Annotated in this window: 13 protein-coding genes; 8 read left to right on the top strand and 5 right to left on the bottom strand. The window is 57.9% G+C overall.

Features of this window, described 5'->3' with window-relative positions:
* Positions 1-172: 172 nt before the first annotated feature.
* Positions 173-2,665, bottom strand: coding sequence for a hypothetical protein (locus LHW45_05650; protein MCB5285058.1), 2,493 nt, complete (start codon positions 2,663-2,665; stop codon positions 173-175).
* A 182-nt stretch (positions 2,666-2,847) separates the two neighbouring features.
* Positions 2,848-4,872, bottom strand: a complete 2,025-nt coding sequence (locus LHW45_05645) for an agmatine deiminase family protein (GenBank protein ID MCB5285057.1) — start codon at positions 4,870-4,872, stop codon at positions 2,848-2,850.
* Positions 4,873-5,142: 270 nt separating this feature from the next.
* Here LHW45_05645 and LHW45_05640 point away from each other — a divergent pair, with 270 nt between their 5' ends.
* From LHW45_05640 to LHW45_05610, 7 genes are read left to right on the top strand one after another with little or no spacing between them, the layout of a single operon-like run.
* Entirely contained in the window at positions 5,143-5,484 is a 342-nt protein-coding gene (locus LHW45_05640) for a hypothetical protein (GenBank protein ID MCB5285056.1), read from the top strand.
* A gap of 33 nt (positions 5,485-5,517) precedes the next feature.
* Positions 5,518-6,291 carry a 5'/3'-nucleotidase SurE gene (gene surE / locus LHW45_05635; protein MCB5285055.1) on the top strand — a complete coding sequence of 258 codons (774 nt, stop codon included), beginning with the start codon at positions 5,518-5,520 and terminating at the stop codon, positions 6,289-6,291.
* Positions 6,291-6,926 (top strand): protein-L-isoaspartate(D-aspartate) O-methyltransferase, encoded by a 636-nt coding sequence (locus LHW45_05630; GenBank protein MCB5285054.1) that lies wholly within the window; start codon positions 6,291-6,293, stop codon positions 6,924-6,926. Before surE ends, LHW45_05630 begins: the two co-directional genes overlap by 1 nt.
* Before the next feature lie 11 nt (positions 6,927-6,937).
* Positions 6,938-7,402, top strand: coding sequence for a cyclic nucleotide-binding domain-containing protein (locus LHW45_05625; protein ID MCB5285053.1), 465 nt, complete (start codon positions 6,938-6,940; stop codon positions 7,400-7,402).
* An 8-nt stretch (positions 7,403-7,410) separates the two neighbouring features.
* Positions 7,411-8,472 carry an AI-2E family transporter gene (locus tag LHW45_05620; protein MCB5285052.1) on the top strand — a complete coding sequence of 354 codons (1,062 nt, stop codon included), beginning with the start codon at positions 7,411-7,413 and terminating at the stop codon, positions 8,470-8,472.
* A gap of 12 nt (positions 8,473-8,484) precedes the next feature.
* On the top strand, positions 8,485-9,663 hold the full coding sequence (locus LHW45_05615; protein MCB5285051.1) for a pyridoxal phosphate-dependent aminotransferase family protein: 1,179 nt from the start codon (positions 8,485-8,487) through the stop codon (positions 9,661-9,663).
* Positions 9,664-9,718: 55 nt separating this feature from the next.
* Positions 9,719-11,449: a phosphoenolpyruvate carboxykinase (ATP) gene (locus LHW45_05610; GenBank protein MCB5285050.1), complete on the top strand. Its 1,731-nt coding sequence runs from the start codon at positions 9,719-9,721 to the stop codon at positions 11,447-11,449.
* Between the two features lie 407 nt (positions 11,450-11,856).
* Here LHW45_05610 and LHW45_05605 read toward each other — a convergent pair whose 3' ends face one another.
* Together LHW45_05605 and LHW45_05600 are read right to left on the bottom strand one after the other, a co-directional pair.
* Positions 11,857-12,561: a response regulator transcription factor gene (locus LHW45_05605; GenBank protein ID MCB5285049.1), complete on the bottom strand. Its 705-nt coding sequence runs from the start codon at positions 12,559-12,561 to the stop codon at positions 11,857-11,859.
* A gap of 315 nt (positions 12,562-12,876) precedes the next feature.
* The gene (locus LHW45_05600; protein ID MCB5285048.1) at positions 12,877-13,935 is read right to left on the bottom strand and encodes a phosphotransferase; all 1,059 of its coding nucleotides are present in this window, start codon (positions 13,933-13,935) and stop codon (positions 12,877-12,879) included.
* Between the two features lie 210 nt (positions 13,936-14,145).
* Here LHW45_05600 and LHW45_05595 point away from each other — a divergent pair, with 210 nt between their 5' ends.
* The gene (locus LHW45_05595) at positions 14,146-16,239 is read left to right on the top strand and encodes a T9SS type A sorting domain-containing protein (GenBank protein MCB5285047.1); all 2,094 of its coding nucleotides are present in this window, start codon (positions 14,146-14,148) and stop codon (positions 16,237-16,239) included.
* A 71-nt stretch (positions 16,240-16,310) separates the two neighbouring features.
* On the opposite strand, the gene LHW45_05590 is transcribed toward LHW45_05595, so the two are convergent.
* Positions 16,311-23,882: a C25 family cysteine peptidase gene (locus LHW45_05590; protein ID MCB5285046.1), complete on the bottom strand. Its 7,572-nt coding sequence runs from the start codon at positions 23,880-23,882 to the stop codon at positions 16,311-16,313.
* Between the last annotated feature and the right edge of the window lie 8 nt (positions 23,883-23,890).

Genomic DNA, 23,890 nt, shown 5'->3' with positions numbered 1-23,890 from the left:
TCCGCTTTCAGGAATACCTCCTGCAACGATTGGTCTTTTGGTCGTGGCATCTCGCCTCCAGAATTTAGATTCTGGAGACAAAATAAGCAACATATATGATTTGTCAACATGGAATTTGTATTACCCAACCGATTTGAAAGAGTGCCCATACTAATGGGGGCGGGCAGGTGGCTTATCTGATCCTGGCCAGCCTGAGCGACGCGAGAGGTCCCTGCGGTCCGCTGAGCCGCAACAGATAGATCCCGCTGGCTACCGGTCTTTCAGAATCATCCCGGCCATCCCAGGTCAGGTTCAGGCTGCCTTGGGCCAGCTTGTAGGCATCCAGGTTTTTCACCAGCTGCCCCTTCAGATTGTAGATGCCGAGCATTACTTTTTCCTGTGGGGTGGACGCTTTCAAAGTGATCCGGGTGGCGGTGGAGAAGGGATTGGGTCCGGCGGAGAGGGAAACCGCGGGGGGAGGCAGGCTGGGGTCGGAGACGGCGGAGACATCTGCGTTTAGATACAGCTTCAGATCGTCGATAAAGACCCCGTTGGAGGACCCGTAGGAAGTCGTGCTCAGGCGGAAGCGGAAATGCAGATCGTGGCCGGCAAAGCTGTTCAGATTGTAGGATTGGAGTTCCCAATCGGAAGAACCTTCGTAAAAACCCAGCACGATCCAGTTGCTGCCGTCGGTGCTGGCCTCCACGATCAAGTTGTCTCCGTCGAGGGTTAGGGAGCGTTTCAACTGGAACTGGAGGTTGGCGTTCTGAACCCCCTGCAGGTTCAGCGGTGTGGCCAGCCGGCAGGCCGAGTTTCCGTTGTTGGCATAGTTGCCGGAAGGGCTGTCTGCAAGGCTGTAGCTGCCGTCGAAGGCTTCGGAACTGCTGCGGCCCCAGGCTCCCGTGCTCACCCAGTTGTTCAAGTTGAGCTCAAAATCGTCCGTCATCACAGGCAGGCCGGTGAGGCGCAGAGTGATGGAGGTGCAGGCTATTTCCCGCCTTAGCTTCAAGGTTTCGTATCCCGGTTTGGAGAGGGTGAGGCGATAATCCCCGGGGTAAAAATCCGGGATGGTGATGCTGCCGTCGGCTCCGGAAACGTATTCCAGCAGCGGAATATCGTCAAAGTGAAGCGTGGCCCCCGGCAGCGGCTCAAAAAAGTCGTCTTGGACCAGGATCTCCAATTGCTGCGATGGAGTGGGTGAGAGGATTATGTCCTGGATCGTCTGCCCATCCGGGGAAACATAGAGCGTGAGAGATTGGGTGGCGTAGCCGGGACAAAGATAATGAACCGTGTGGTAGCCGGCGGGCAGGAAATAATGGTATGACCCAAATTCCGGATCGGAAGAGCGGGGCTTGCGATACACTGGCTGGTCGTCGATGCCATCCACCAGGACCAAGGCGGAGAGGGGCTCTCCGGTGACGGCGTCGGTGATGTGCCCACTAAGGGTATTGCGGTTTTTCCTTTGCAGCAGGGCCAGAGCGCCATTCACCTGATGCTGTACGATCTGGGGTACCTGGGAGGCCGGAGGAATGAACTGGGTGGCCATTTCGATGGTATAGGCGAAAGCGCCTGTTTCTCCGTACATCCAGTCATCCAGGCCGCCGCTGACGGGATACAAACCCCAGGAGGGTCCGGGAGCGTAGGTTCCGTAATCTTGAGAAGGCAGCAAAGTGGCGATGTCTTCGGCCAGGAAAGCCAGTTCTATCTGGTCCGGGGCCGCGACTCCGTCCACGTAACCATAAGGATAGAGCACGTATTCGCCGTAGGTGTGGTAACTGATCCCGGCGAGGAAGGACTTGGAGAGAAGAAAGTCGCGCAAGGCCTGGGTTTCCGGCTCAGAAAAGGGATCGGGGCCGTGATAGGTGGCAGATTCCTGGTCGTCGGTAGCGCTGGTGTAGCCCCAATGCCAGCTGTAATTGCGGTTCAGGTCCACTCCATCCAATCCCTCACCGTAGCTTTGGTGGTTGAAGCTGTGATTGCCATTGTTGTCGCGCAGGTTCTTTCGCCACCAGATGTCTGTTTGCTGCAGCACGATCTTGTGGCCGTCGGGATTCAGCAGCGGAACGATCCAAACCTCGCTGGTGTTGAGAATGTCAGTAACCACGGGATCAGAGCCGTAGTTTTCCAGCAGGTGGATGAGGATTCCCATGCAGGCTTCCGTGGATAAAGGTTCGCGCGCGTGATGCTCGCCCACGAAGTAGAAGGCCGGCTCGTCTTCTTCCATCTGGACGTTGGCGGATACCTTCACGGCCCACAGTTCATGGTCAAAATTCTGGTAGTAGGATGTCCCTTCCGCGGCGTAGATGGAGCCCCAGCTCTCGCCGATGCTGGAAAATTGCATCAGGCCGGGATACTGGGTCTGCAGTTGGGTCAGCTCCGAAAGTATCTGGCTGTAGTTGCGATAACCGGGAATGTCTTTTGTGGGCTGGAGGTTGGTTTTCAACTGAGCTTCGGTTTGGGTTGTCCGCAGGCTTGGGAATTCCTTTTTTAAAAGCTCAAACTGCTCCTGAGTGAGCACCAGGTCCAGCCAAGCGCCGGGTCGGTAGGCGGCGATGTCCGCGCCGTCGTTCAAAAAACGGTCCAGAGTGGCGGATGAGGGATGGTCGATGCGGGCCACCAAACGTGCACCGGCAAAGAGGGTGAAAGATAACAGGATGAGGGCCAGGGTCAGGATGGTTGGTTTCATTTTAGCTCCAAATGAGGCGTAAAAAAATACAGTGGGGAATACCGGGCGGTATCCCCACTGCTCGGAGGGCATTCTATGTAGGGTCTGTAGGCTGACTTCATTCGAAGAAATTCCGGGTATTCTGTCAAGCGTTTTTTTTGAGTTTTTTCGTTTTTCTGCTGTTGATAAATTTCCACAGGGTTCTAATCCATGATCAAGATCTTGCGGGACAGTGAGATGTCATCGGTATCCAAGCGCAGAAAATAAATTCCCGGAGCCATTTTTCTACCCCGTAGGTCGTAACCGTTCCAGACAAAGCTGATCCCATCACTAAAGGAACGCGGCCGTCCATCCCGGTAAACGAGCTGGCCCTTGCTGTTGAAAATATTCAACATAGGTGTAGTATCTACCACACCTTTGCATTCTATTGTTAGAGAACCAGATAAACCAAAATGACAGGGATTGGGATAAATCCGCAATGAAGAAGATTCAGGTTGGGGGATATTTTCGTCAGACATGTTCACTGGGTCGATCGGGATGTTCAGCCATTCGCCGGGGAAGGGGTAGGTGGCAACATTAGCCGGGTTGGCGTTGTCCCGGGCTTCGATCTGGTAATGGAAAATAGCGTCCCCGGGTTCGAACTGCAGGTCCAGCTCCACCCACCATTGGTTCGGTGGGGTCTCGGAATCCGTCATCATCGGTAGTTCGGTGATGGGGCCTTCGTCTGTCCGGTAGCGGAGATGGACGGCGCTCACGTTAATGTTGTCGGAAACCAGGGCGGAAAAGACGTGTTCGCCGCCAGCGATGGATGTGGGCGGGTTGTGCAGGATAACGGGGGCCTCGGTGTCGCCTGCGATGGTGAAAACATGAGGGTCCAGTTCTGCGAACACGGGGTGGTCAGCTCTGCGGCCGGATTGATCAGCGGCATGGAGGTAGTAACGGATGGTGTCACCGGGGGCGAAACCGGAAAGGGTTGTCCCGTAATCGATTCCGGAGTTGTATGTCAGTAATGCGGTCTGCCAGGCGTTCTGGTTAACCCTATAGGCCACATAGACGGAATCGGCGATCAGGGCTTGCCCGCTGTGAGGGATCAGCCCGGCGCTGAAGGCCCACCCTGCAGAGGCCTCGTACTCGCCGTGATACGGTTGGTGCCTGACCTCCAGCATATATTGGTCCGGGATCTCGTGGGTGCGGCAGTGCAGGGCATCGGTGGATTCCCAGGGTGCCGAACCCGAGCCTGTAACTCCGATGACCTCATATCCGGGCATCGCGTTCTGATAGACCTGCAGGGCTGCCGCGTCGTAGGTGCTGTTCATGATTGGCACGAACACCCTTTTGTTCAGGATCAGGGAGTTTGTATAGGGCTGGTTTTGCGGAGTGTTGACCCGGTAGACCCGGTAGGGATAGCCCCAAGCGCAGTTGGCAGCGGCAAAATAGGCCGCAGTCTGCTCAAGCTCGTCATACTGGGAATGAGAACCGGGCACGCTGCGGATCAGCACTTTGTCCGGGGCGAGAAACTTACCCCAGCAATCGATGTGGTCGATGTAGGTATTGTTGGGATCGGGCAGCACGTGGAAGTTTTCGATGCCCAGATAGTCGTGCATTTTCTGCGCAACCTGGGCCTGGGTGAGGCTGGGGTTTTCCGTGTAGGCGATGGTGGTCTGGGCGGCTGTGTTGAGGCCATCGCACATGTAGTTTCCACCGGTCTGGTAGAGGTTCATGCCAAAGTAGGCCAAGTCTTGCTGGGTGGCGAAGACCTGGGGGATGAGATTGTCGTTGGGCCGGGGCCGGTTGTACTTGAAATCCACCACGCCGTAATCGCCGTTGCCGTCGAAAATGAACCAGGGCCCGAAATCCCGGGTCCAATATGAATCCGTTGCCGCGATCATGAAATCCACGTTGGCCATGTTCACGCCTGCGTTGTTGAAAGCGGTGGCGGCAGTATTCTGCACCGAGGCCGAAGAAACGATGCAGAGCACTTCCGCGGTGTTGGAAAGCTGCTCCACCAGAGTAAGAGGAATGCCCAGCGGATAGCGGATCAGTACATGGGAGGCGGGCTCAAACTCCGCGATGGGGCGCACGGGACCCACCGGCGGCGGCGTTTCCGTGAAGCGGCCGTAGATCTGCAGCTGGTCGCCAGGCAAAATCTGGTCGGCGCATACAAGAACGGGAAATATTGCCGCGGCCAGCAGCAGGGTTATAAGGATCAGCAAGGGTCGTTTGGGCATTTCAGTGGTTCTCCATGAAAACAAAATTCTGCCCCTCCCGCATACAATTTTCAAGCCTAAACTCAATATTTCTGTGCCAAGATGGAATTCAGCTTGGGGCCTCCCCCGGGGCCGGATCCGAAAAAGCGGTCATCTTTCACCCATCCGGGGCAGATTTTCGCCTCCCTCCCCATGCAAATCTTCCCCGGGAAAACAGGCGCAAGGCCTGCCTGAGATAGTGCTTGACAGAATTATTTACCCAAATTTAGGTACTTTTTCAAAGGATACCATATGAACACGAAACGCTTCGAAATAGTCGAAGAGCTAGATCCGGCAAGCATCACAGACGTTCCCGCGGTGCATAAAAAGCACTATGAGGAACTGGGTTACAAACCTTACCGGATGGGTGACGGCAAAGTGAAGTGGCTTACGGAGGCGGAAAAGGCTTATAATAAAACACGCGGCTTGCCCATTCCCAAGCTGGGAGCGAAAAAGAACGTCCACGTGTCAGCCGGAGGACTACGGCGTAAACGCCGCCACCGGCACACATTTTGGACCTTCATAGCTGAGCACTGGGTGTTTCTGGCCATGGCTGCGATCATTCTGGCCGTGGTGCTGGTGTACATGCGCTGAACCCGCGCAAGGCGAGATTTATGGAGTAATGTAATGAAGATAATGTTATGCAACGATGACGGAGTGTTCGCTCCGGGCATCAGGGTCCTGGCTTCGCACCTCAAGGCGGCCGGACACGAACTGACCATTGTGGCCCCGGACCGCGAGCGCAGTGCTGCCTCACATTCGATAACCCTGCGCCGGGACCTGCGGATGAAAGAGCTGCAGCCCAACGAATACAGCGTGGACGGCACTCCAGTGGATTGCGTGGTGCTGGCCACCCAGAAGATCCTTTCCAAAGCGCCGGACTTGGTGATCTCCGGCATCAACGCCGGCCAGAACATGGGCGAGGACGTGCTCTACTCCGGAACGGTGGCTGCCGCCCTGGAAGCCAGCCTCTTCGGCTACAAGGCTATCGCCGTTTCCATCAATTCCTATCAGGGCCAGAACTTTGACACCGCCGCCGGCTGGATGGTGAAACTCTTGGAACTGGGGGTGGACGCCCTCATTCCCGAGCGCGGCATCCTGAACATCAATTTTCCCAACACTACCCCTGAAGCGGTCCGGGGGGTACGGCTCACCAACACCGGGCACCGCAGATATTACAATTTCATCACGGTGGTCGAAGAACTTGAAGACGGCTTTGTTTACCGCATCGGTGGCGACCTTCCCGCCTGGGAGATCCAGAAAGGAACAGACGCAGAGGCCATCGCTGAAAACTACATCTCCATCACGCCTTTGGGCATCAGCCTCACCCACGGCGAGGCATTTCCTGGCATCCTGGAATGGCTGGAGACGAATTACCTGCTCCAGTTTGAGAAGGCCTGATGCGGTTTGAAGACCAGCGCGCTCTTCTGGTGCAGGACCTGGCCCGTTCAGGGATCACCGCCGAACGGGTATTGTCCGCGTTCGCCAAGGTGCCGCGCGAGGTCTATGTGCTTCCGCAGTACAGGGATTATGCCTACCGCAACCAGCCGCTGCCCATCGAACTGGCCCAAACCATTTCCCAGCCGCTGATGATCGCCATCATGCTGCAATATTTGGAACTCAAGGAGACGGACACGGTGCTGGAGATCGGCACCGGCAGCGGCTATCAAAGCGCTCTGCTGGCAGAACTGACGCAAACCGTCTGCACCGTGGAGCGGCTGGAAGCCCTGTCTCTCAAAGCCCAAGGCCTGCTTAAGGAACAGGGCTACAAAAACATCCATTTCCGCATCGGCGACGGCGCCCTAGGCTGGCAAAAAGCCTATCCGGCCTTCAAGGAATTCAACAAGATAGTCGTGAGCGCCGCGGCCGCGGAGATCCCCCCGCGCCTCAAGGAACAACTCGCCCCGGAGGGGATCCTGGTGGTACCGGTGGGCCAGGGCTATTACCAGATACTGCACAAAGTAGTCCGCACCGCCGCAGGCTACACCACCAGCGAACACGGCGGCTGCACATTCGTGCCCCTGATCAGCACTTGAAGGAGAACACTTTGGCCTCAAAACTACTGCTATGGTTCCAGCGCCTGCTCAACCCCCGGGATGAGCATAAACATCTGCTGCGCTATTCGCTTTTCAAAGACCTGAACGCACATCAGCGCTCTCTGGTGGCGAGTTTTCTGCACAGCCGGGAATTCCGCGCGGGGGAGAGCGTGTTTGAGCGCGGTTACCCGCTGGAGGTGATCTATTTTGTGGAATCCGGTGAAATGGAGCTTACGCCTCTTTTTGACGGTGATGCCTCCACCGTGCTGAAGAAAAACCAGTTCGTTGGGGTGCTGGACCTGTTTTCAGGCAAAAAACGCCTCAGCAGCGCCAAAGCCCTCACAGACCTGAAACTGAAGGCCCTCTCAGAGGACGATCTGCAGGAAATTCTGACCCGCGACCCCGCCCTCGGAGTGAAACTGCTGCAAGCCTGTTGCTGTTTTATGGGCGGCTTCATCCGGGATCACGCCCGCTGAACCTACTCATGAACTGGAATCGCCTCATCTTCACGCTCATCATCCTGGCAGCCTGCGCCCTGGCCTTCGTTTTTTACCGCCCGCTGCTGATGTATCTGCTGCTGGCGCTGGTGCTGGCCTATTTCGTGGACCCCGTGATCACCTGGATGGAATACAAACGGGTGCCGCGCTGGCTGGGAACGCTGATCGTCTATCTGGCCACCATTGGGCTGCTGGCCTGGCTGATCGTCACCTACGTGCCCATGCTGATCAGGGAAGGCAACCAGTTCCTGGCCCTGCTCAGCCGCACGGACCGGCCTCTGCTGCAGACCATCCTGGACCTGCCGGGCTTCAGGTCGCTGCATGAATTGGTGGAAAACCTCGACCGCTCGGTTCCCCAGATGAGTCTGCTCACGCGCTTCGAAACTTTTTTACAGACGGCCGTCACCAGTGTCAGCGAATTTCCCCAGCTGCTGATCTCCAACTATCAGCCCATTCTCGGCACCCTGGCCATGGTGCTGATGCTGCCCATCTTTTCGTTCTTCCTGCTCAGCGACAAAAAACCCATCCGTCGCGGCATGATGAGCCTGGTGCCCAACAAATATTTCGAGATCACCCTGATCCTGCTCCGGAAATTCGACGAGAACGTGGGCAGATATCTTCGCGCCATCCTGCTGGAAATGCTCGCCGTGGGCATCATGTCCACTTTCGTGCTCAGCCTGGTGGGGGTGCCCTACGCCGTGGTGATCGGCGCCATAGCCGGCCTCACCAACATCATTCCCTACATCGGTCCCTGGCTGGGAGGCATCCTCGCCGCTTTGGTGATCCTGTTCAGCGGAATGGAACCGATAACGATCCTGTGGATGGGCCTGGCGATGTTTTTGGTGCAGCAGATCGACAACTATGTGGTCTATCCCGCCATCATCGGTAAAACCATGAGAATGCACCCTCTGCTGGTGATCCTCACCGTGCTGGCCGGCAGCTATTTTGGCGGCGTGTTCGGCATGTTGCTCTCCGTGCCTTTGGTTTACATGAGCTTCAGCCTGCTCACCGCTTTGCAAAAAAACCTGAAAGAATTCCGCATCATCTGATATGAGGTATAAATGAGTCTGATCGACAAATGCTACTCCTTCCAAGACGCCAGGCGCGCCATGGCCTCCGGCTACTATCCCTACTTCCGCGAAATATCTTCGGAACAGGATACCGAGGTGATCTGCAACGGCCAGAAAATGCTGATGCTGGGCTCCAACAGCTATCTGGGGCTCACCATCCATCCCAAGGTGAAGGAAGCCTCCATCGCCGCGGTGAAAAAATACGGCAGCGGCTGTGCCGGATCGCGTTTCCTGAACGGCACCCTGGACATCCACATCCAGCTGGAAGAGGAACTGGCCCGCCTCGTGGGCAAAGGTGCCGCCCTGGCCTATCCCACCGGTTATCAGGCCAACGTGGGCTGCATCTCCGCGATGGTGAACAAAGACGAATTCATGATCACCGACAAGTTCGACCACGCCTCCATCATCGACGGCTGCGCGCTCTCCCTGGGCACCATGCTGCGTTTCAACCACAACGACATGGCCTCCCTGGAGCGGGTTTTGCAAAAGATCGAAGGCAAGAACAGCCTGATCATCGTGGACGGTATCTTCTCGATGGAAGGCGACATCGCCGACCTGCCGGAGATCGTGAAACTCACCCAAAAATACGGTGCCAGCCTGATGGTGGACGAAGCCCATTCCCTGGGCGTTTTGGGCAACAGGGGGGCTGGTGCCGCCGCGCATTTTGGCCTCACCGCCGAAACCGATCTGATCATGGGGACCTTCAGCAAATCCCTGGCCTCCGTGGGTGGCTTCATCGCCGCCGACGAGGATGTGATCCACTATCTGAAACACAAATCCCGCGCCCTGATCTTCTCCGCTTCGCTGCCTCCGGCCTCCACGGCCAGCGTGCTGGCGGCCCTCAAGATCATGGAGTCGGAGCCCGAGCGGATCGAACGCCTTTGGGAGATCACCCACTACATGCTGAAAGAGTTCCAGGCCATGGGTTACAACACCGGCACGTCCTGCACGCCCGTGATCCCGCTGCATGTGGGCGAGATGCAGGTCGCCTTTGAAATGTGGAAACGCCTCGGCGAGGAGGGTGTCTTCATCAATCCCGTGGTGCCCCCGGCCGTGCCACCGAATTCCTGTCTCATCCGCACGTCCTTCATGGCCACCCACACCAACGCGCAGTTGGATTTCGCCCTGGACAAATTCCGCGCCATCGGCAAGGAACTCGGCGTGATCTGATCCGCTCCCTGAACTGATAATAAACACATAAAATAAAGCCATCCCAGGAGGAAACATGGCCAGCAAAAGCAGTGCCGAATACTACGGCAGCCTGAAAGAGATGTCTCCCATCCGCGCCATCGCCGAGACACTCATGAACTCTCACAACGTGCGCAAGATCGACATCCGCGAAGCCTATGAAATGGCAAAAAAACAACCCGGCGTAACCGTTACCGACCTTCCCGTCTATCCTGAATTCGTTAAACTGCACGGTCTTCCAGCCGATGCCAAGGTGCTGGACGACTGCCACGGCAACATCATTGGCCGCACCGCCAAGGCCCGCCGGTTCTATCACCGCCTTGATGCCAGCAAGAAAAACAAGCTGGAGGGCGACTTCCGCGAAGCCGTCTGGCAAATGCAGCATTATCCGCTGGTGAAGGCGGAGGCGATCCTTGGCATGGACAAGGATCTGATGCTGAAAGCCACCTTCATCACCACGGAAAGCGACGTGGCCAACGTTTACAACTGGCTGCTGAACTTCGCGCCCTACGAGCAGCTCAAAGAGCAGTATGAAGCCAGCCCCAAACTGCCCATCCAGGATGTCATCATTGTCGCTTTCAACGAATGGACCTGCGACGATCCTTTCTACAACAACGTTGGCGCGCCTCAGCTGGCCCTCGTGGATGAAAAACACAACGTGATCGTCAACCTGGGCATGCGCTATTTCGGCGAACGCAAGAAAGGAACCCTCACCCTGGCCTGGACTTCCGGCATCCGCATTGGCATGGCGGCCTGCCACGGCGGCATCAAGGAACTGGACTTTTCCACCTGCAATGACCCCCGATTCCACGCCCTCGGCAAGCGCTCCATCGCCTTCTACGGCCTTTCCGGCACGGGAAAATCCTCCCACACGAACAGCCACGACAACGCCGGCACCATGCCAGCGGGAGTTTCCAAAGTGGTGCTGCACGACGACGCCTTCCAGATCGACCTTGAGAACAAGATCTGCCGCGTGTGGGAACCAACCCTCTTCGACAAGACGGACAGCCGCCCGCCGGACCATCCGGACTGGAAATACACCCTCGCCGTGATGAACCACACGGTTCTGAACCTCGATGGCAAACGGCTTCCCGTGGGTCAGGACACCCGCAACCAGAACGGCCGCGCCCTGCTCGACCGCGCTTTGCTGGGAAATTACGTGAACCGCTGCGCCTTCCCCAAAGCCCTGGTCTGGCTGATGAAGGATTCCGTGCTGCCGCCCATCCTCAAATTGGCGGACAAACATCTCGCCATCGCCATGGGCGCCGCGCTCATGACACAGCGCAACCGCGCCGAGAACGTCACCGAGGAAGACCTTAAAAAACTGGTTTTCGAGCCTTTCGCCAATCCCTTCCGGGTTTATGAACTCTATCGCGACGTTGAGGCCTTCATCCATGTGGCCGACAATGGCGCGGATTTCTATTGCTTCAATTCCCGCGGCTACTGGAAAGAATCCGACGACGCGCTGGAAGCCATTCCGCTCAAAACCTCGCTCACCCTCCAGACCGCCATCCTGCTCGACCAGCTGCAGTGGGAACCCTGGGCCGCCCTGCCCGGCGCCATGATCCCCACCCGCGAGAGCGTAGAAAAGATCCTCCCTGGCTATTACGACCTCTACGATCCTGCCAAACGTGGCAACCTGGACAAATACCAGGAACTGCTGAAAGACCGCTTCCAGCAGCGCCGCGATTACCTTATGGGCAGCGACCTCCAGGAAAAACCCGAACTCCAGAAACAGGTGGTGGAAGCCCTCAACCTGAAAATCTGAGCCACCACGTCTCAAATAATGATGAAGCCCGGTTTTGCCGGGCTTTTTTTTGGGCTAAAAAAGGCTCGTTTTCACATCAGGTGGGTGAAACTGCTCAGCTTGAAATCAGCCCGGAAGGCGACAGAATGATAGCGAGGGCGCGTAAGCCCCTCGATTGCCGAAAAGCTGAATCAGTTCATTTTCCCCCAAAACCCCAGCCCAGGCTCACAGATCTGTGAGCCTGGGCTGGGGTTTTGGGGGTATTGAAATGTGTGACTTACTCTCACGTCGAGGGGTTCCGTTCGCCACGCTCACTCCACACCCTCGCTATGATCTATCGCCCTCCGGGCTTTACCCTCTCGGTTTGAAAGTGAACCGTATTCATCTGACGTATGGGCAGTGGAAGGGACTCAGGCCAGAAATGAGTATCAGTCTTCTTCTTCGCCCTGCTCCGGTTTCGGATTGAAGCTATAGCCTACGCCGTGCACTTTTTGGATCAAGCCGCTGTGGACTCCCAGTTTGTCGCGCAAATTGCTCACATGCACGTCCACGGTGCGTTCCACCACGATCTTGTCGTCGCCCCAGAGGTGGTCGAGGATCTCGCTGCGCCGGAAAGCCCAATCCGGGCGGGTGGCCAGCAGATGCAGGATGCGGAATTCCGAGGGAGTGAGGAAGATCTTTTCCGTGGCGGTGAGCAATTCCTGGCGTTGCAGGTCCAAACGCAGGCCGGAAGCTATTTCCAGGGTACCGCTGAGATTCACCCCGCCGCCGCGGCGCAGGATGGCGCGCACACGGGCTGTGAGTTCGTCTTTGTCGAATGGTTTGCAGATATAGTCTTCCGCGCCCAGGTCCAGCCCTGTAACGATGTCCTGATGCTCCATGCGTCCCGTTACCATGATGATGGGGATGGACCGGAACACGGGATCGGATTTGAGGTCGCGGCAGACTTCCAGCCCGTCGCGATCGGGAAGCGCCAGGTCCAGCATCAGGAGATCCGGAATTTCTTCCGTCAGTCCTTTCAGCAAAGACCTGGCATCCCGGAAGCTCCGCACCCTATAGCCGGAGCCTTCCAACAAAGTTTGCTCGATGGACAGCACGTCCGGCGAGTCTTCAACGATATAAATCAAGCTCATACATCCATCCACGTCATTGAAGCGCAAAAATACGGATACGGGGTTATTCTGGCAAGGTTTTTTATGTAAGTTTTTCTTAACAAATCGCCATAAGTATCTTGGGAAGAGGATTTGAAGGATGTCAGGCTGGCGCTTCCCCGCCTGTTTGCGGAGGAAGATTTACCTGCCGAGACCTTGGACATTCAGCAGAAATTCTGTCCAGTATCCTGCATGGCTCCCAATATCAATACGGTATCAATACGGAATCAATACGGATTTCATCCGTATTGATTCCGTATTGATACCGTATTGATATTGGGAGCGAAGGAGGGAATTTCAGCTTTGGGCAGCCCGGCGGGCAAACCAGTTGTCCTCAGGCAAATATTTCCTGGCTTGGATGATGTCCTGCTTCATCCGGGCCAGATGCTCGGGGGCGTTATCCCTGATCTGTTCATAGAAGCAAGCGAACATCAGGCAGCGGCGGTAGTTCAGAAAGAGTTCCACGCGGCCGTATTCCCCGGCGGTCAGCGTGTTTTCGCTTTCATAGCCCTGCATGAAGGGGGTGATGAAAATGGAGTCCAGCTCGGCATCGCGCCGCGCCCAGGGGGAATGGAAATTCACCCGGGAATACTCGCTGTAAACGCAGATGGCGATTTCCACCATGAACCAGAGATAATTCGCCACATCGAAATCGATCAGGATGAGGCGGCCGCTTTCAGCGAGGATGTTGCCGGGATGGGGGTCGTTGTGCAGGAAACCGTGATTTTCGCGCGTGACGGGCAATGTGTCCAGCGCGAGTTTCATCCTGTCCCAGGCGGCGCGTACCCCATCGTCCTGAAACCAGCGGTGGAAAATTTCCCATTCGCGCTCCCGGCTGATCAGGGGGCTGCCACTTGCGTCGAGGCAGGCCGAATGCCGCCACTGGGGCCAGCTTTTGGCCAGGCGGTGCATCTTTCCCAACAGGGTGCCCCAACGCCGGTAGAAATCGGCACAATCGCGCGGGTCGCCCAGCTGGACCTGCTCGCCGGGCACCAGGCGCCAGGCGTAAACGATGTATTCCTGCCCTTCGCAGTTAACGGCCACGGCCAGGCTGCCGGCCTCCGAATGCAGAGGGGGCGCTGTGTCCACGCCATTCAAACTGAGCCATTCCTGCCAGGCCTGCCGCTCGGCCACACTGGCCAGGGAGCGTTCAGAACTTGCGGGCATCACCTTGAGCAGGCGGTCTTCCCCCTGGCGGGAATAGCGGTAAACCGTACCATCCGACCAGGCGTGGCCTCCGGCGAAGTACAGCGGTGGGGCGTCCCAGGCGTAAAGTTCGCGCAAAGCCCCGCGCAGCGCTTCCGGCATCAGACGGAGGTCTGATCCATTTTGCTTTTCAGTATTGCTGGCATCCATTTCTTCTCACTCCAGACGTTCTGAGGCAAAGGATTTCCCGGATGGCAACCGCGTCAAGGAAAAGTCGGCCGGGCATTACTGGGCAATGCCGAACCTATTAAGCACAGACGTGAATATTTTACTTGACAATGGGGGGGGTGAAGAGAATTGTATCCACAGGGTGGTCGGGATGTTTTGCCAGAAATGCATGGCCGCCCCGGCGAGGTTATTATGAAACGTTTTGCTTTGCTATTGTTTGGGCTGGGAACTGCTGTGGGAATGCTTTGCGCCCAAATCCCCCTGTATGAGATTTCCGTTCCTCCAGTAACGGTTACCCAGAGCTTTTACGACTACATGAACGGAGGTTATCACGACCTGCCGATGGCGGAATTTTCACCTGACCTGGGCAACGGCCGGGTGATGGCCTATCACGCGCGACGGGGAAGTTACAGCGGTTTACGCAAGGTCTATTTCAGCTACATCGATGCCGCGGGGCAGCTGCAGACGGTGGTGGATCCCTGGCAGGATGTGGATGTGCAGATGGGCTACGCTTCCCTGGCCTGGGACCAAAGCACCGGAAAAGCGCTCTATTCCTGGCACGAGAGCCACGACGCGGACACCGAACTGGAAGTGGTGTTCATGCACGAGCACGATCCCGTGAGTTTTCCCGGCATCTACAGCGACCGGATCCCGGTCTTCGATCCTCCCTCCCTGCCAGCAGGACACGAGAACGACGAGTTTGTCTGGCCCAGCATCAAAACCGGTCCCTCACCCAACCCGGGCATGCGCCGGGTTTACATTCTGGGCAGGAATCGCCTCGCCGCGGGAGGAGTGGGTGGAAATGTTTCCGAGAACGTGCTGATCGCCTACGCGGATTTCAACGCCGCCCTGCTGGACGCGCTGCAGCCGCTGAACTGGTCCTACACCACCATTCCTGTGCTGGATACCTGGCACGCGGAGGCGGATACCGTTGTGCGCAGGATGTGCGGCTCCTTCGCGGTGGGGGATGACGGCCGCATCTATTATGCGGGCTACCATTCTTCTTATTATCCTGATCCCTACGAGGACATCTACGAACCGGACCTCGACGTCTTTGTCTGCGATAACTACGGCGCCGGCACCTGGCAGCATTACAGCCACTCCAGCAAAATTCCCTCCTACAATCCCTGGAATAGCTGGTTGATGCGCCACGCCTTTTACCAGGGCGAGCCGCCAAACCAAACAGCTGTACCGGATGACGAGATCTATTACAGCATTGGCAGTTCCGGGCATTTCAATCTGCTGATCGACGCCAACGGAGTGCTGCATTTTCCCGGGCTTTGGTTCCTGACGATAGGCGAGGATAGCTATCTGAACCCGGATCTGTTCACGGTCAGGGAAGTTGCGTTTGATCCGGACACGCAGCAATTCGCCATCCGCGAGGTCTATCCCGTGGCAGGCACCAGTTCCGACGACCTCTGGTGGATGCCCTGGGATACGGACGGAAACCTGAATTACGACAACTGGCCCCTGAACCAGGAGCAGCCTGACATGCGTTTCCAGTTTCCCTTCAGCCATTGGGACACGGAGCATATGGCCGGAACCATGATGATGATTTTTGCCTACAACTATCTGCGCCTCACCGGAGGCGGAGCAGACGGCAGCATGGCCTGCCTCTGGCAGGACAGCTACAAAGCGCGGATGTACAATCTTCACCCGGCTGATTCTTTGCAGTACGCGGCTTATGAAGACGACCCGGAAATCTATCTGGCGCTGAGCGCGGACCAGGGCACGCATTGGAGCGAGCCGGCGGTGCTGAGCGGGGTGGCAAACCCTGAACTGGCGGGCATGACGCCGATGTATGTATATCCCTCCGACGCTTTGCTGCCTCTGGCCACGCCAGGCCTGACGGGAGACTGGAAGAGACTCTGGCTGATGTTTCTGGATGACCACAACTGGGGCGCGGCGCTGCCGCCCTCGCATGAGATCGATTGGGGAAATATCAACTACATGGCGCTGGATCTGCAGTTCCCTGTTGTTTCCGCGCCTCCGGAGGAGATCCCGCCTGTGGCCGCGCCCAGTCTGACAGCTTTTCCCAATCCCTTTGCCGCTGACTGTTTTTTGGAAGTTTCCCTACCTGCCAAAAGTTCCGCATCTGTTACGGTTTACAATCTGCGGGGCCAGGCGCTGCGGCATCTGGACTGCGGACAATTGCCAGCCGGAGAGTTTCGATTCAGCTGGGGCGGCAGGGATGACCAGGGCCGGGAAGTTCCCTCCGGGCTCTATCTGCTGCGGCTGGACGCTGGTTTGCAAAGCGCGACGCGGCGGGTGGCACGGATCAAATAGCGCCCACTGACACTTTGGCAAAAAACAAGCCCGGCTGGTTGGCCGGGCTTGTTGATTATGGGTTTCGTTGCTTATTTGCTTTCGTATTCCAGGTCCGTGGCCACGATCTTGTAGAACGCGTATGGATACACATCCATGTCGCTGTCCACAAATTCGGTGAGGGCCGTGGTGCCACGGAAATCCGTGTAATCCCCGTAGGGATCGAAGCTGCGGTACACACGGTAGGATCTGGCGTTGGCCACAGGCTGCCACTCGATCTGGATGCCGGTGGCGGTTTTGACGATGGAGGTGATCATCGGTGTGTCAAGGTGGGTGAGGATCACTGTGACGTCTGCTTCGTCCTGGGCGCTGGCGCTGCCGTCGCTGACCGTGAAGGCCAGGGTTTCGGTGCCGATCCAGTCGGTGGGTGCGGTGAAGGTTACGCTGAGGCCGACGATGTTGACCATCACGTTGCTGTTGCCGCTGCTGCTGAGGCTGAGGGCGTCTCCGTCGATGTCATCCAAGTATTGGCTGAAATCAACTACCAGGCTGCCGTTTTGGTCGAACTCGAAGGTTTCCGGCAGAGCGATAGTGGGCGCGTCGTTGATCGGGGCCACGATCACGCTCACAGCGTCGCTGGCGGAGAGGGTTCCGTCACCGATGGTGAAAGTCAGGGTCTCAGTTCCGTTCCAATTTTCGGGCGCGCCGAAGGTGACGCTGAGTTCGTCGATGCTTACAGTCACGTTGCTTGTGCCGCTCACGCTGAGGTTGAGGGGGTCTCCATCCACATCGATCACGTAGCCGCTGAAATCCACCACCAGGCTGCCGTCTTCCTCGAAGCTGAAGCTGGCGGGCAGGGCAATGGTCGGAACGTCGTTGACCGGGGTCACGATCACGTTCACGTCATCGCTGGAAGAGAGTTCCCCGTCACCGATGGTGAAAGTCAGGGTCTCAGTTCCGTTCCAATTTTCGAGCGCGCTGAAGGTGCCGCTGAGTCCGTCGATGATTACGGTCACGTTGCTGTTGCCGCTCACGCTGAGGCTGAGTCCGGAATCCGGGGTTTGTCCGTCTTCCACATACTGGCCAAAATCCACCACCAGGCTGCCGTCTTCTTCGAAGCTGAAGCTGGCGGGCAGAGCGATAGTCGGCGCGGTGTTGGTGATATGGCCCAGGCCGGTGATGGTGATGAGGTCGCTCGAATTGTCGGGATCGTTGCCGGAAACTGTCACATTGCCGTTGTAGGCGATGGCCGCGGTGGGCGCGAAGGTGAGGTTGTAGGTCTCGGTCACGCCGGAGGCCACGGAGAAGCTGAGGGTGTTGCGTTCTGTTTTCAGATTCTCGCCTGCTTCGGTGATGAGGCTTTCCGAGCGCCCGGCCTCGGCCACGCTGTAACCGGTGGGGGTGGTGATGCTGCCGTTGAGGGCGGCTTCGCCGGTGTTGGTGATGGTGAAGGTCTTCACGCTGGTGCTGCCGACCTCGTCCTCGCCGTAGGCCAGGCTCAGCGGGGCAACAACCATGACGGCCGGATCGGTGACCGAGGTGACGATCACGTTCACATTGTCGCTGGCGGAGTCGGTGCCGTCGCTGACCGTGAAGCTGATGTTGTCGGTGCCATACCAGTCGGCATCGGCGGTGAAGGTCACGCTGAGTCCGTTGATGGCCACATTGACCTGGTCATCGCCGCTGTAGCTGAGGGTGAGAGGATCACTATCCACGTCATCCACATACTGGCTGAAATCCACCACCAGACTGCCGTCTTCGGCAAAGGTGAAGCTGGCAGGAAGGGCGATGGTGGGGGCGGTGTTGCTGCCGGCGGTGTCCACCAGCAGTTCCAAGGGATCGTCAGCGCCGCAGAGCGGCATCTTTGCTGTCCGGGCTGTGTTGTCCGTGGCCAGGATGTAGTAGTAGAGGATTTCGCCGTAGGCGGGGGTGGGCACGCTGGCGGTCCAGTCATCTCCGGAGACCAGGGTGAGGGGCACCGTCAGCCATTGGCCCGTGGTGCTGTGGCGGTAGGCGATGTAAGTGGATGACGTGTTCAGCGGATTGCTGTGGCTGATTTCGACATCGATGGTCACGTTGCTGTTGGCGGTCGCGGAGGTGGGTTGCACATGCGCGAGGTGGATCATTTGTTCGTCGAAGACAGTGTTCACACGGCAGTGGGCGGCGTCGTCGGATATGAAGGAGCTGTTGTAGTAGCCCTGCACGGTGTAGCCGGGCATGGCGGCCTGGTAAGCTGCGATGGCGGCCAGGTCAGCCGCGGAGGCAGTCGAACTTGCCTGCGGGACGTAGATCTTGTTGTTGAAGATGAAGGAGTTGGCGTAGGGTTCGTTGCTGCTGGTCTGGTCAACGCGGAAGATCTGGTAAGGAGTGCCGTAGCTGGAGGTCTTGGTCTCCCAATAATCCACTACATTTTCCAGCGCGGTGTAGTTGGCATGGCCAACCGGCACGCGCGCGATCATGACCTTGTCCACATCCAGCAGTTTGGCGTGGCAGTCGATGTGGTCGATGGAGGAGTTGGAAAGAGGGTCCGTGTACATGAAGTACTCGTCCACGCCCAGATACTGCTCCACCACGTCTGCGATCTCGGCCAGAGTGTAGTCGTATTCGGTGACCGCGGCTGTCTGCACGCCGTCGTTCTCATTCTGGATGAGGGTGGTGGACATCATCTTGCCCTGGCCGTCGGTCATCACGTTGCCGCCGGTGGCCACCATGGGCATGTAATAATAACCGAAGCCAAACTCGTCATCCAGCACCGCGTTGACTGCATCGTCATAGGGCCGGACCCGGTTGTAGCGGAAGTCCACAATGGCCATCTCGCCGTTGGCGTCGAAGATGCTCCAGGGGCCGTAGTCGCGGGTCCAGTAGGTGTTGACTCCGTCGCGGACGATGAAGCTGACGTTGCTCATGGTCACGCCGTTGGAGGAGAGCAGGCTGCTAGCTGTGCTCTGGGTGCTGGAGGTGACCAAAACGTAAACTTCGCCGCGGGTGGAGAGGTCGGCGATCATGGAATAGGGCAGGCCGAAACCTCCGGAGTAGGCAATGATGGTGCCGGTGGCGGGTTCCCATTCCGCGATGAAGCGGATATCGCTGGGCTCCACATAGGCTTCCACGGTTAAGCTGACCGGAACGGTGAGGCTGGGGGTGTTGGCCGCGTTGGATGTGATCACCATATTGGCGTTGTAGCTGCCGGCCGTAAGCGCCGCGGCGTTCAGGGTGAGGGTCAGCACGGTGTTGCCGCCGGCCGCGACGGTTCCGGAGGCGGGGCTAACCGTTCCCCAGGCCGCAAAGCTGGAAGGCGTGCTCCAGGTCAGGGCGGCCGTGCCGGAGTTGGTCACGGTCACCGTGGCTGTGGTGCTGTTGCCTTCCACCGCCGTTTCCGAAACGGAGGCCGGGTTGACCGCGATGGCGGGTCCGGTGACCTGCGGAAGCAGGACCAGCTTGACGTTGGGACGGTAGGTGGAGGTGGAGCCGCCGGTGAAGACGTCTGTCTGGTCCGCGTCGTCGGAGCGCACGTAACGATAACCGTTGGTGACATTGGTGTATTGGGTGGTACCGCTCTGCTCCCAGTCACCGATGTCGCCGAAGGCGGTGTCGATCAGGATATTGTCGGTGCCGTTCCAGGTGAAGGGAGTGGCGAGAGTCAGCATATTCCAGCCAGTATTGGTGGGCAGATATGATGCAGAAGACCAGACTTGGGTAAGGCCGGTTGAGATCCAGCTGGCCACGTTGGCGGAAGTGGTGTGTCCCATGCGGACCACGAAATTCGGCATGGCCAGGGTGGGCAGACCGGTCACGTTGAAGCCGATTTGTGTGATCTGGATGGGACCGGTCACACCGGCGGCGGTCAGTTCTGCCGCGGTAAAGACAGATTGCCCGTGCAGGCTTTCATAATATACGTTGATGGGGCAGGCGATCGTGGTACCGTTGGAGCCGGTCCCGCTGCCGATGATGGCTTCGGTGACCGCGTTGGGGGTGGCCGAGGCGGTGTTCGAGGCCGCGGATTCACCCGTTGGGTTTGTGTAGAGGGTGGTCACGTAGTAGTTATAAGTGGTGCCGTTGGTGACTCCGGTATCGTTGTAGGAAGTCCCTGTCACGGTGGTGAGGACGGCGCCGTTCCGGTAGATCCGGTAACTGCTGATGGCGCGGTCTTTGGAACCAAGGGTGAAAGTATCCTCAGCTTCGCGTCCGGTCGCGGCCGTCCAGGAAAGCATTACCACAGAGTTGCCGCCGGTGGCGACCAAGTTGGTGGGCGCGTGCATGTTGGGGGTGGCGGTCACGGTGGCCGCGGGATCGGATTCGTCGCTGCCGTAGAGGGCGGAGACTTTGTAGCTGTAGGTGGTGCCGTCGGTTACGGCCGTATCCGTGTAAGTGAGCGCGGTCACAGTGCTGAGGGCGGCGTTGTTCTTATAGACCTTGTAGCCGTTGGGGGTTCCGCTCACCGGGGCCTGCCAGGTGAGGGTTACCGACCCGTGGGTTGCCGTGGCAGCCAGGTTCTGCGGCGGATAGAGTATGCCGGCGGCGGGGAAGAGCTTCAGCTTCAGGTTAGGCAGGTTGGTTGATGCCGTCAGTGAAGTGGGTTGAGAGCTGTCGCTGCGGTTCTGCCTGGCCCGGGTGGCGGAAGCGGTGGTGTAGGTCCAGTATGGATAACTGGTTATATAGGACTGATATCCCTTGATGGTGAGGATGGAGAGGTTGCTGCCGTCATAGGCAAACTGGTTCTGCAGGTTCACCTCCATCCAGCCGCTGGTGGCGGTGTTAGGCCAGATGCCGCTGTAAACCTGGGTGTAACCGCTGGTGGAATAATTGCCGGTGGACAGCGTGGTGGAACTGGTGTTCTTCATATAGACGGTGACGGCCTCTATGGTGTTCACGTCGGTGCCGCTGGCTTTGTAGAACCCGATCGATTTGATGGTGCCGGGAGTGCCGATCTCGGAGGCGAGGTAGATGGCCTCGTGGCCGGAGTAGTTGTAGTAGCGGTCGATGGGGTAGCTCTGGGTGGAGGTGCCATTGCCGATGATCACTTCCAGCGGAGCGCCCACTTCCACGTTCACGGTGGTGTTGGCGCTGTACTGACCCGCCACGGCGTTGAAGACGAAAGCTGCCAGAGTGCCTTCCGTCATGGAGGAGGCAGCTGTCACCGTGAAGCTGAGGGTGGCGTAGCCGCCGGCGGAGATGGCGCTGAAGCTGGCGCTGCCGTTCACCACGGTGATGCCGGAGGTGCCGCAGCTCAGGGTTCCGGTGCCGGCCAGGGAGGCCGCCGCGCCTGTGTTGTTCAGCACGATGGCGATGGTGGCGGTTTCGCCCGGATCGAGCAGGCCGTCGTTGTCGCCGCTGAGATCGCTGATGGTCATGTTGCCAAAGGCCAGGGCGGGGGCGTTGATGGTCTTGCTGAAGTTGTAGGTCCAGGGGCCGTATCCGCTCATGGTCATGATTACAGTGAACTCCGCCACGGTGCCGTTGGCCACGTTGTTGGCTATCGCGATGGCGTAGGCGTTGTCCGCGGTTGTGGAAGCGCCGGCAGCCAAACTGCTGATGCTGTGGCTGGCGTCGGTGACGGTGATCCCGCTGGTGGCGCAGCTCAGGGTGGCGGAAACGCTGGAGGCGGCGCTGGTGCCGGAGTTCTTGAAGGTAACGTCGAAGTAGCCGCTTTCGTTGTATTCGGGAACGTCGTTGTTGGCGTCGTCAAAGTTCGCGGCGGTCACTTCCATCCAGGGTCCGGAGGCCACGGTCTGGGCAATGGTGCCCACATAGGTCACGCGGTTGTGCGCGGTGGCCGTGATGGTGTAGTTCAAAACTCCGGTGGGCGGGCTGGTGAGCGTGATGGTGGCGTTGCCGGAGCTGTTGGTGAAGGCGCGGCCGTAGATCACGTTGTTGTAGGTGATGGCCACCAAGGTGTTGTTGACCCCGGTGGAAACGCTCACGGAGGTGGTGCCGGAGGTGATGTTGGAGGGATGGGTAACGCTCATGGCGATGGGGGTCTTGGTGCGTGAGGAGAGGCTGGCGTCACCAAAGATGTGCCAGGTCTTGAACATGTTCACGCCGTCGGTGCCATAAACATCCATCATCTCGCAGGAGCCGTTGTAGTAGAGGCCACCCACGGTGTATTTGGCTTCCGCGATGAGCAGGTCGGTCACCTCATCCTCAGCGCGCATGGGTGAGTTCCAGCTTTGGTTGATGGAACTGGCGTAGATGGCTACGGAACCGCCATTGGCGTTGCGCTGCCAGGCTTCCGCGAAACAGGTGATGGAGACGAAATTGCCGTTCACGCAGGCCACGTCCATGATGAAAGGTGTCTTAGTGCCGTTTGTGAGCGCTGTGGCATTGGTATTGCTAAACCCGGTGGTGACCCAGTAGGTGTCAGCGCCGTGGCCCACGTAGTTAATGAAACCGCGGCCGGCATTGACGTTGGTGGTCACGGTGGAAGCCGAAGCGCCCGGATCGTAGATCTGGTCAATAGATGTATAACCGTAACCGAGCAGATCGGTGCGAATGTTGTTCATATGAACGATGTCGGATTCGCCTTCATCACCGAGCGAGCCGCCGCCTTCAGCGGAAGCGATGCCCATGGCCCGGCTCAGCCAGGTGTCGGAGGTGGTCACATCCCGCTCATAAGCGATGGCCTTATTGATCTGGGCTGTGACTTGGGCTGTGGTTTCGGCGGAAAAACGGCCGATGAAGATATCAGGATAGTTATCCGAACCAGCAACCAAGGAGAAAGTGGGGTCGGAACCGCCGCCGCCGGAAGACAGGGAAGGGATCTGGGGCGCGTCGCCAACCAGCTGCACATAGGTGAGTTCACTGTCCGCGTTGTAGCGGTTCTGGATGTAGGTTTGCAGCTGGGCGGCGGTGGTGCCGATGGTGGACCACTGCACCAGTTCCGTGGGGATGCCTTTCTGGATCTTCCAATTTACATAGGGCAGGATGGTGCTCATGTAGTTGGTGTGGCAGATCACCAGCAGCTTGCCGAAGCTGTCGTCCACCGGGGTGTAGCGGAAGCTGTCCCAGTTCAGGAAACGGTTTTCATAGAGCGAAACAAAATCACGGGAGATGCTGCTTCTGTCGGTGGTGAGGGTATTCACGGTATCCTGGCCGCTGGCATAAACGCGGACCTTGTAGGAGGTGTAAACACGCAAAGTTTTGGTTTTGGGATTGTAGGCGAAAGGCGTGGTTTGCACCACGATGCCCCGGAAATCCCTCATGATGTAGGGTTCGGAAAGTTCCGCCACATTTTGCGGGTAAAACTCGTCCCGCTGATACACATCCCCAAAGCTGTACGGGACGGTAGCCGGATCGATGTCGCGGGTGATGACCCCTTTGGACGGGGCCACGGCGACGGGAAAATCCTGGTACTGCACGTCCGAGAGCTCAAGTCTCATCCGGGCAGTGGGGTCGATGATGATGCTGCGGTTGAAGACCGGCAGCTGGGGGGCACCCTTGTCTTGGGTGATCCCTTCCTTGGGCAGGTTGATGTGATACCAATCCTCGCCCCCGATCTGAACCCGAGTTTGCTCAAATCTGCCGATCTGATACTGCAGCACGGTCTCGGATCCTGAAGAAGATAGCACGGTGACGGAATTGCTGCCGCCTCCGAGGGTGGTCGTCTCCGCTGCCAAGCCAAATACAAGCAGCATGCTTAGAGACAGGAACAACAGGAATTTTTTCATCAGTATTC

Source organism: Candidatus Cloacimonadota bacterium (genome assembly GCA_020532085.1).
Taxonomy (GTDB): Bacteria; Cloacimonadota; Cloacimonadia; order Cloacimonadales; family Cloacimonadaceae; genus Syntrophosphaera.
Note: the sequence above shows the minus strand (reverse complement) of the source record. Positions and strands in the feature narration are given on the sequence as shown.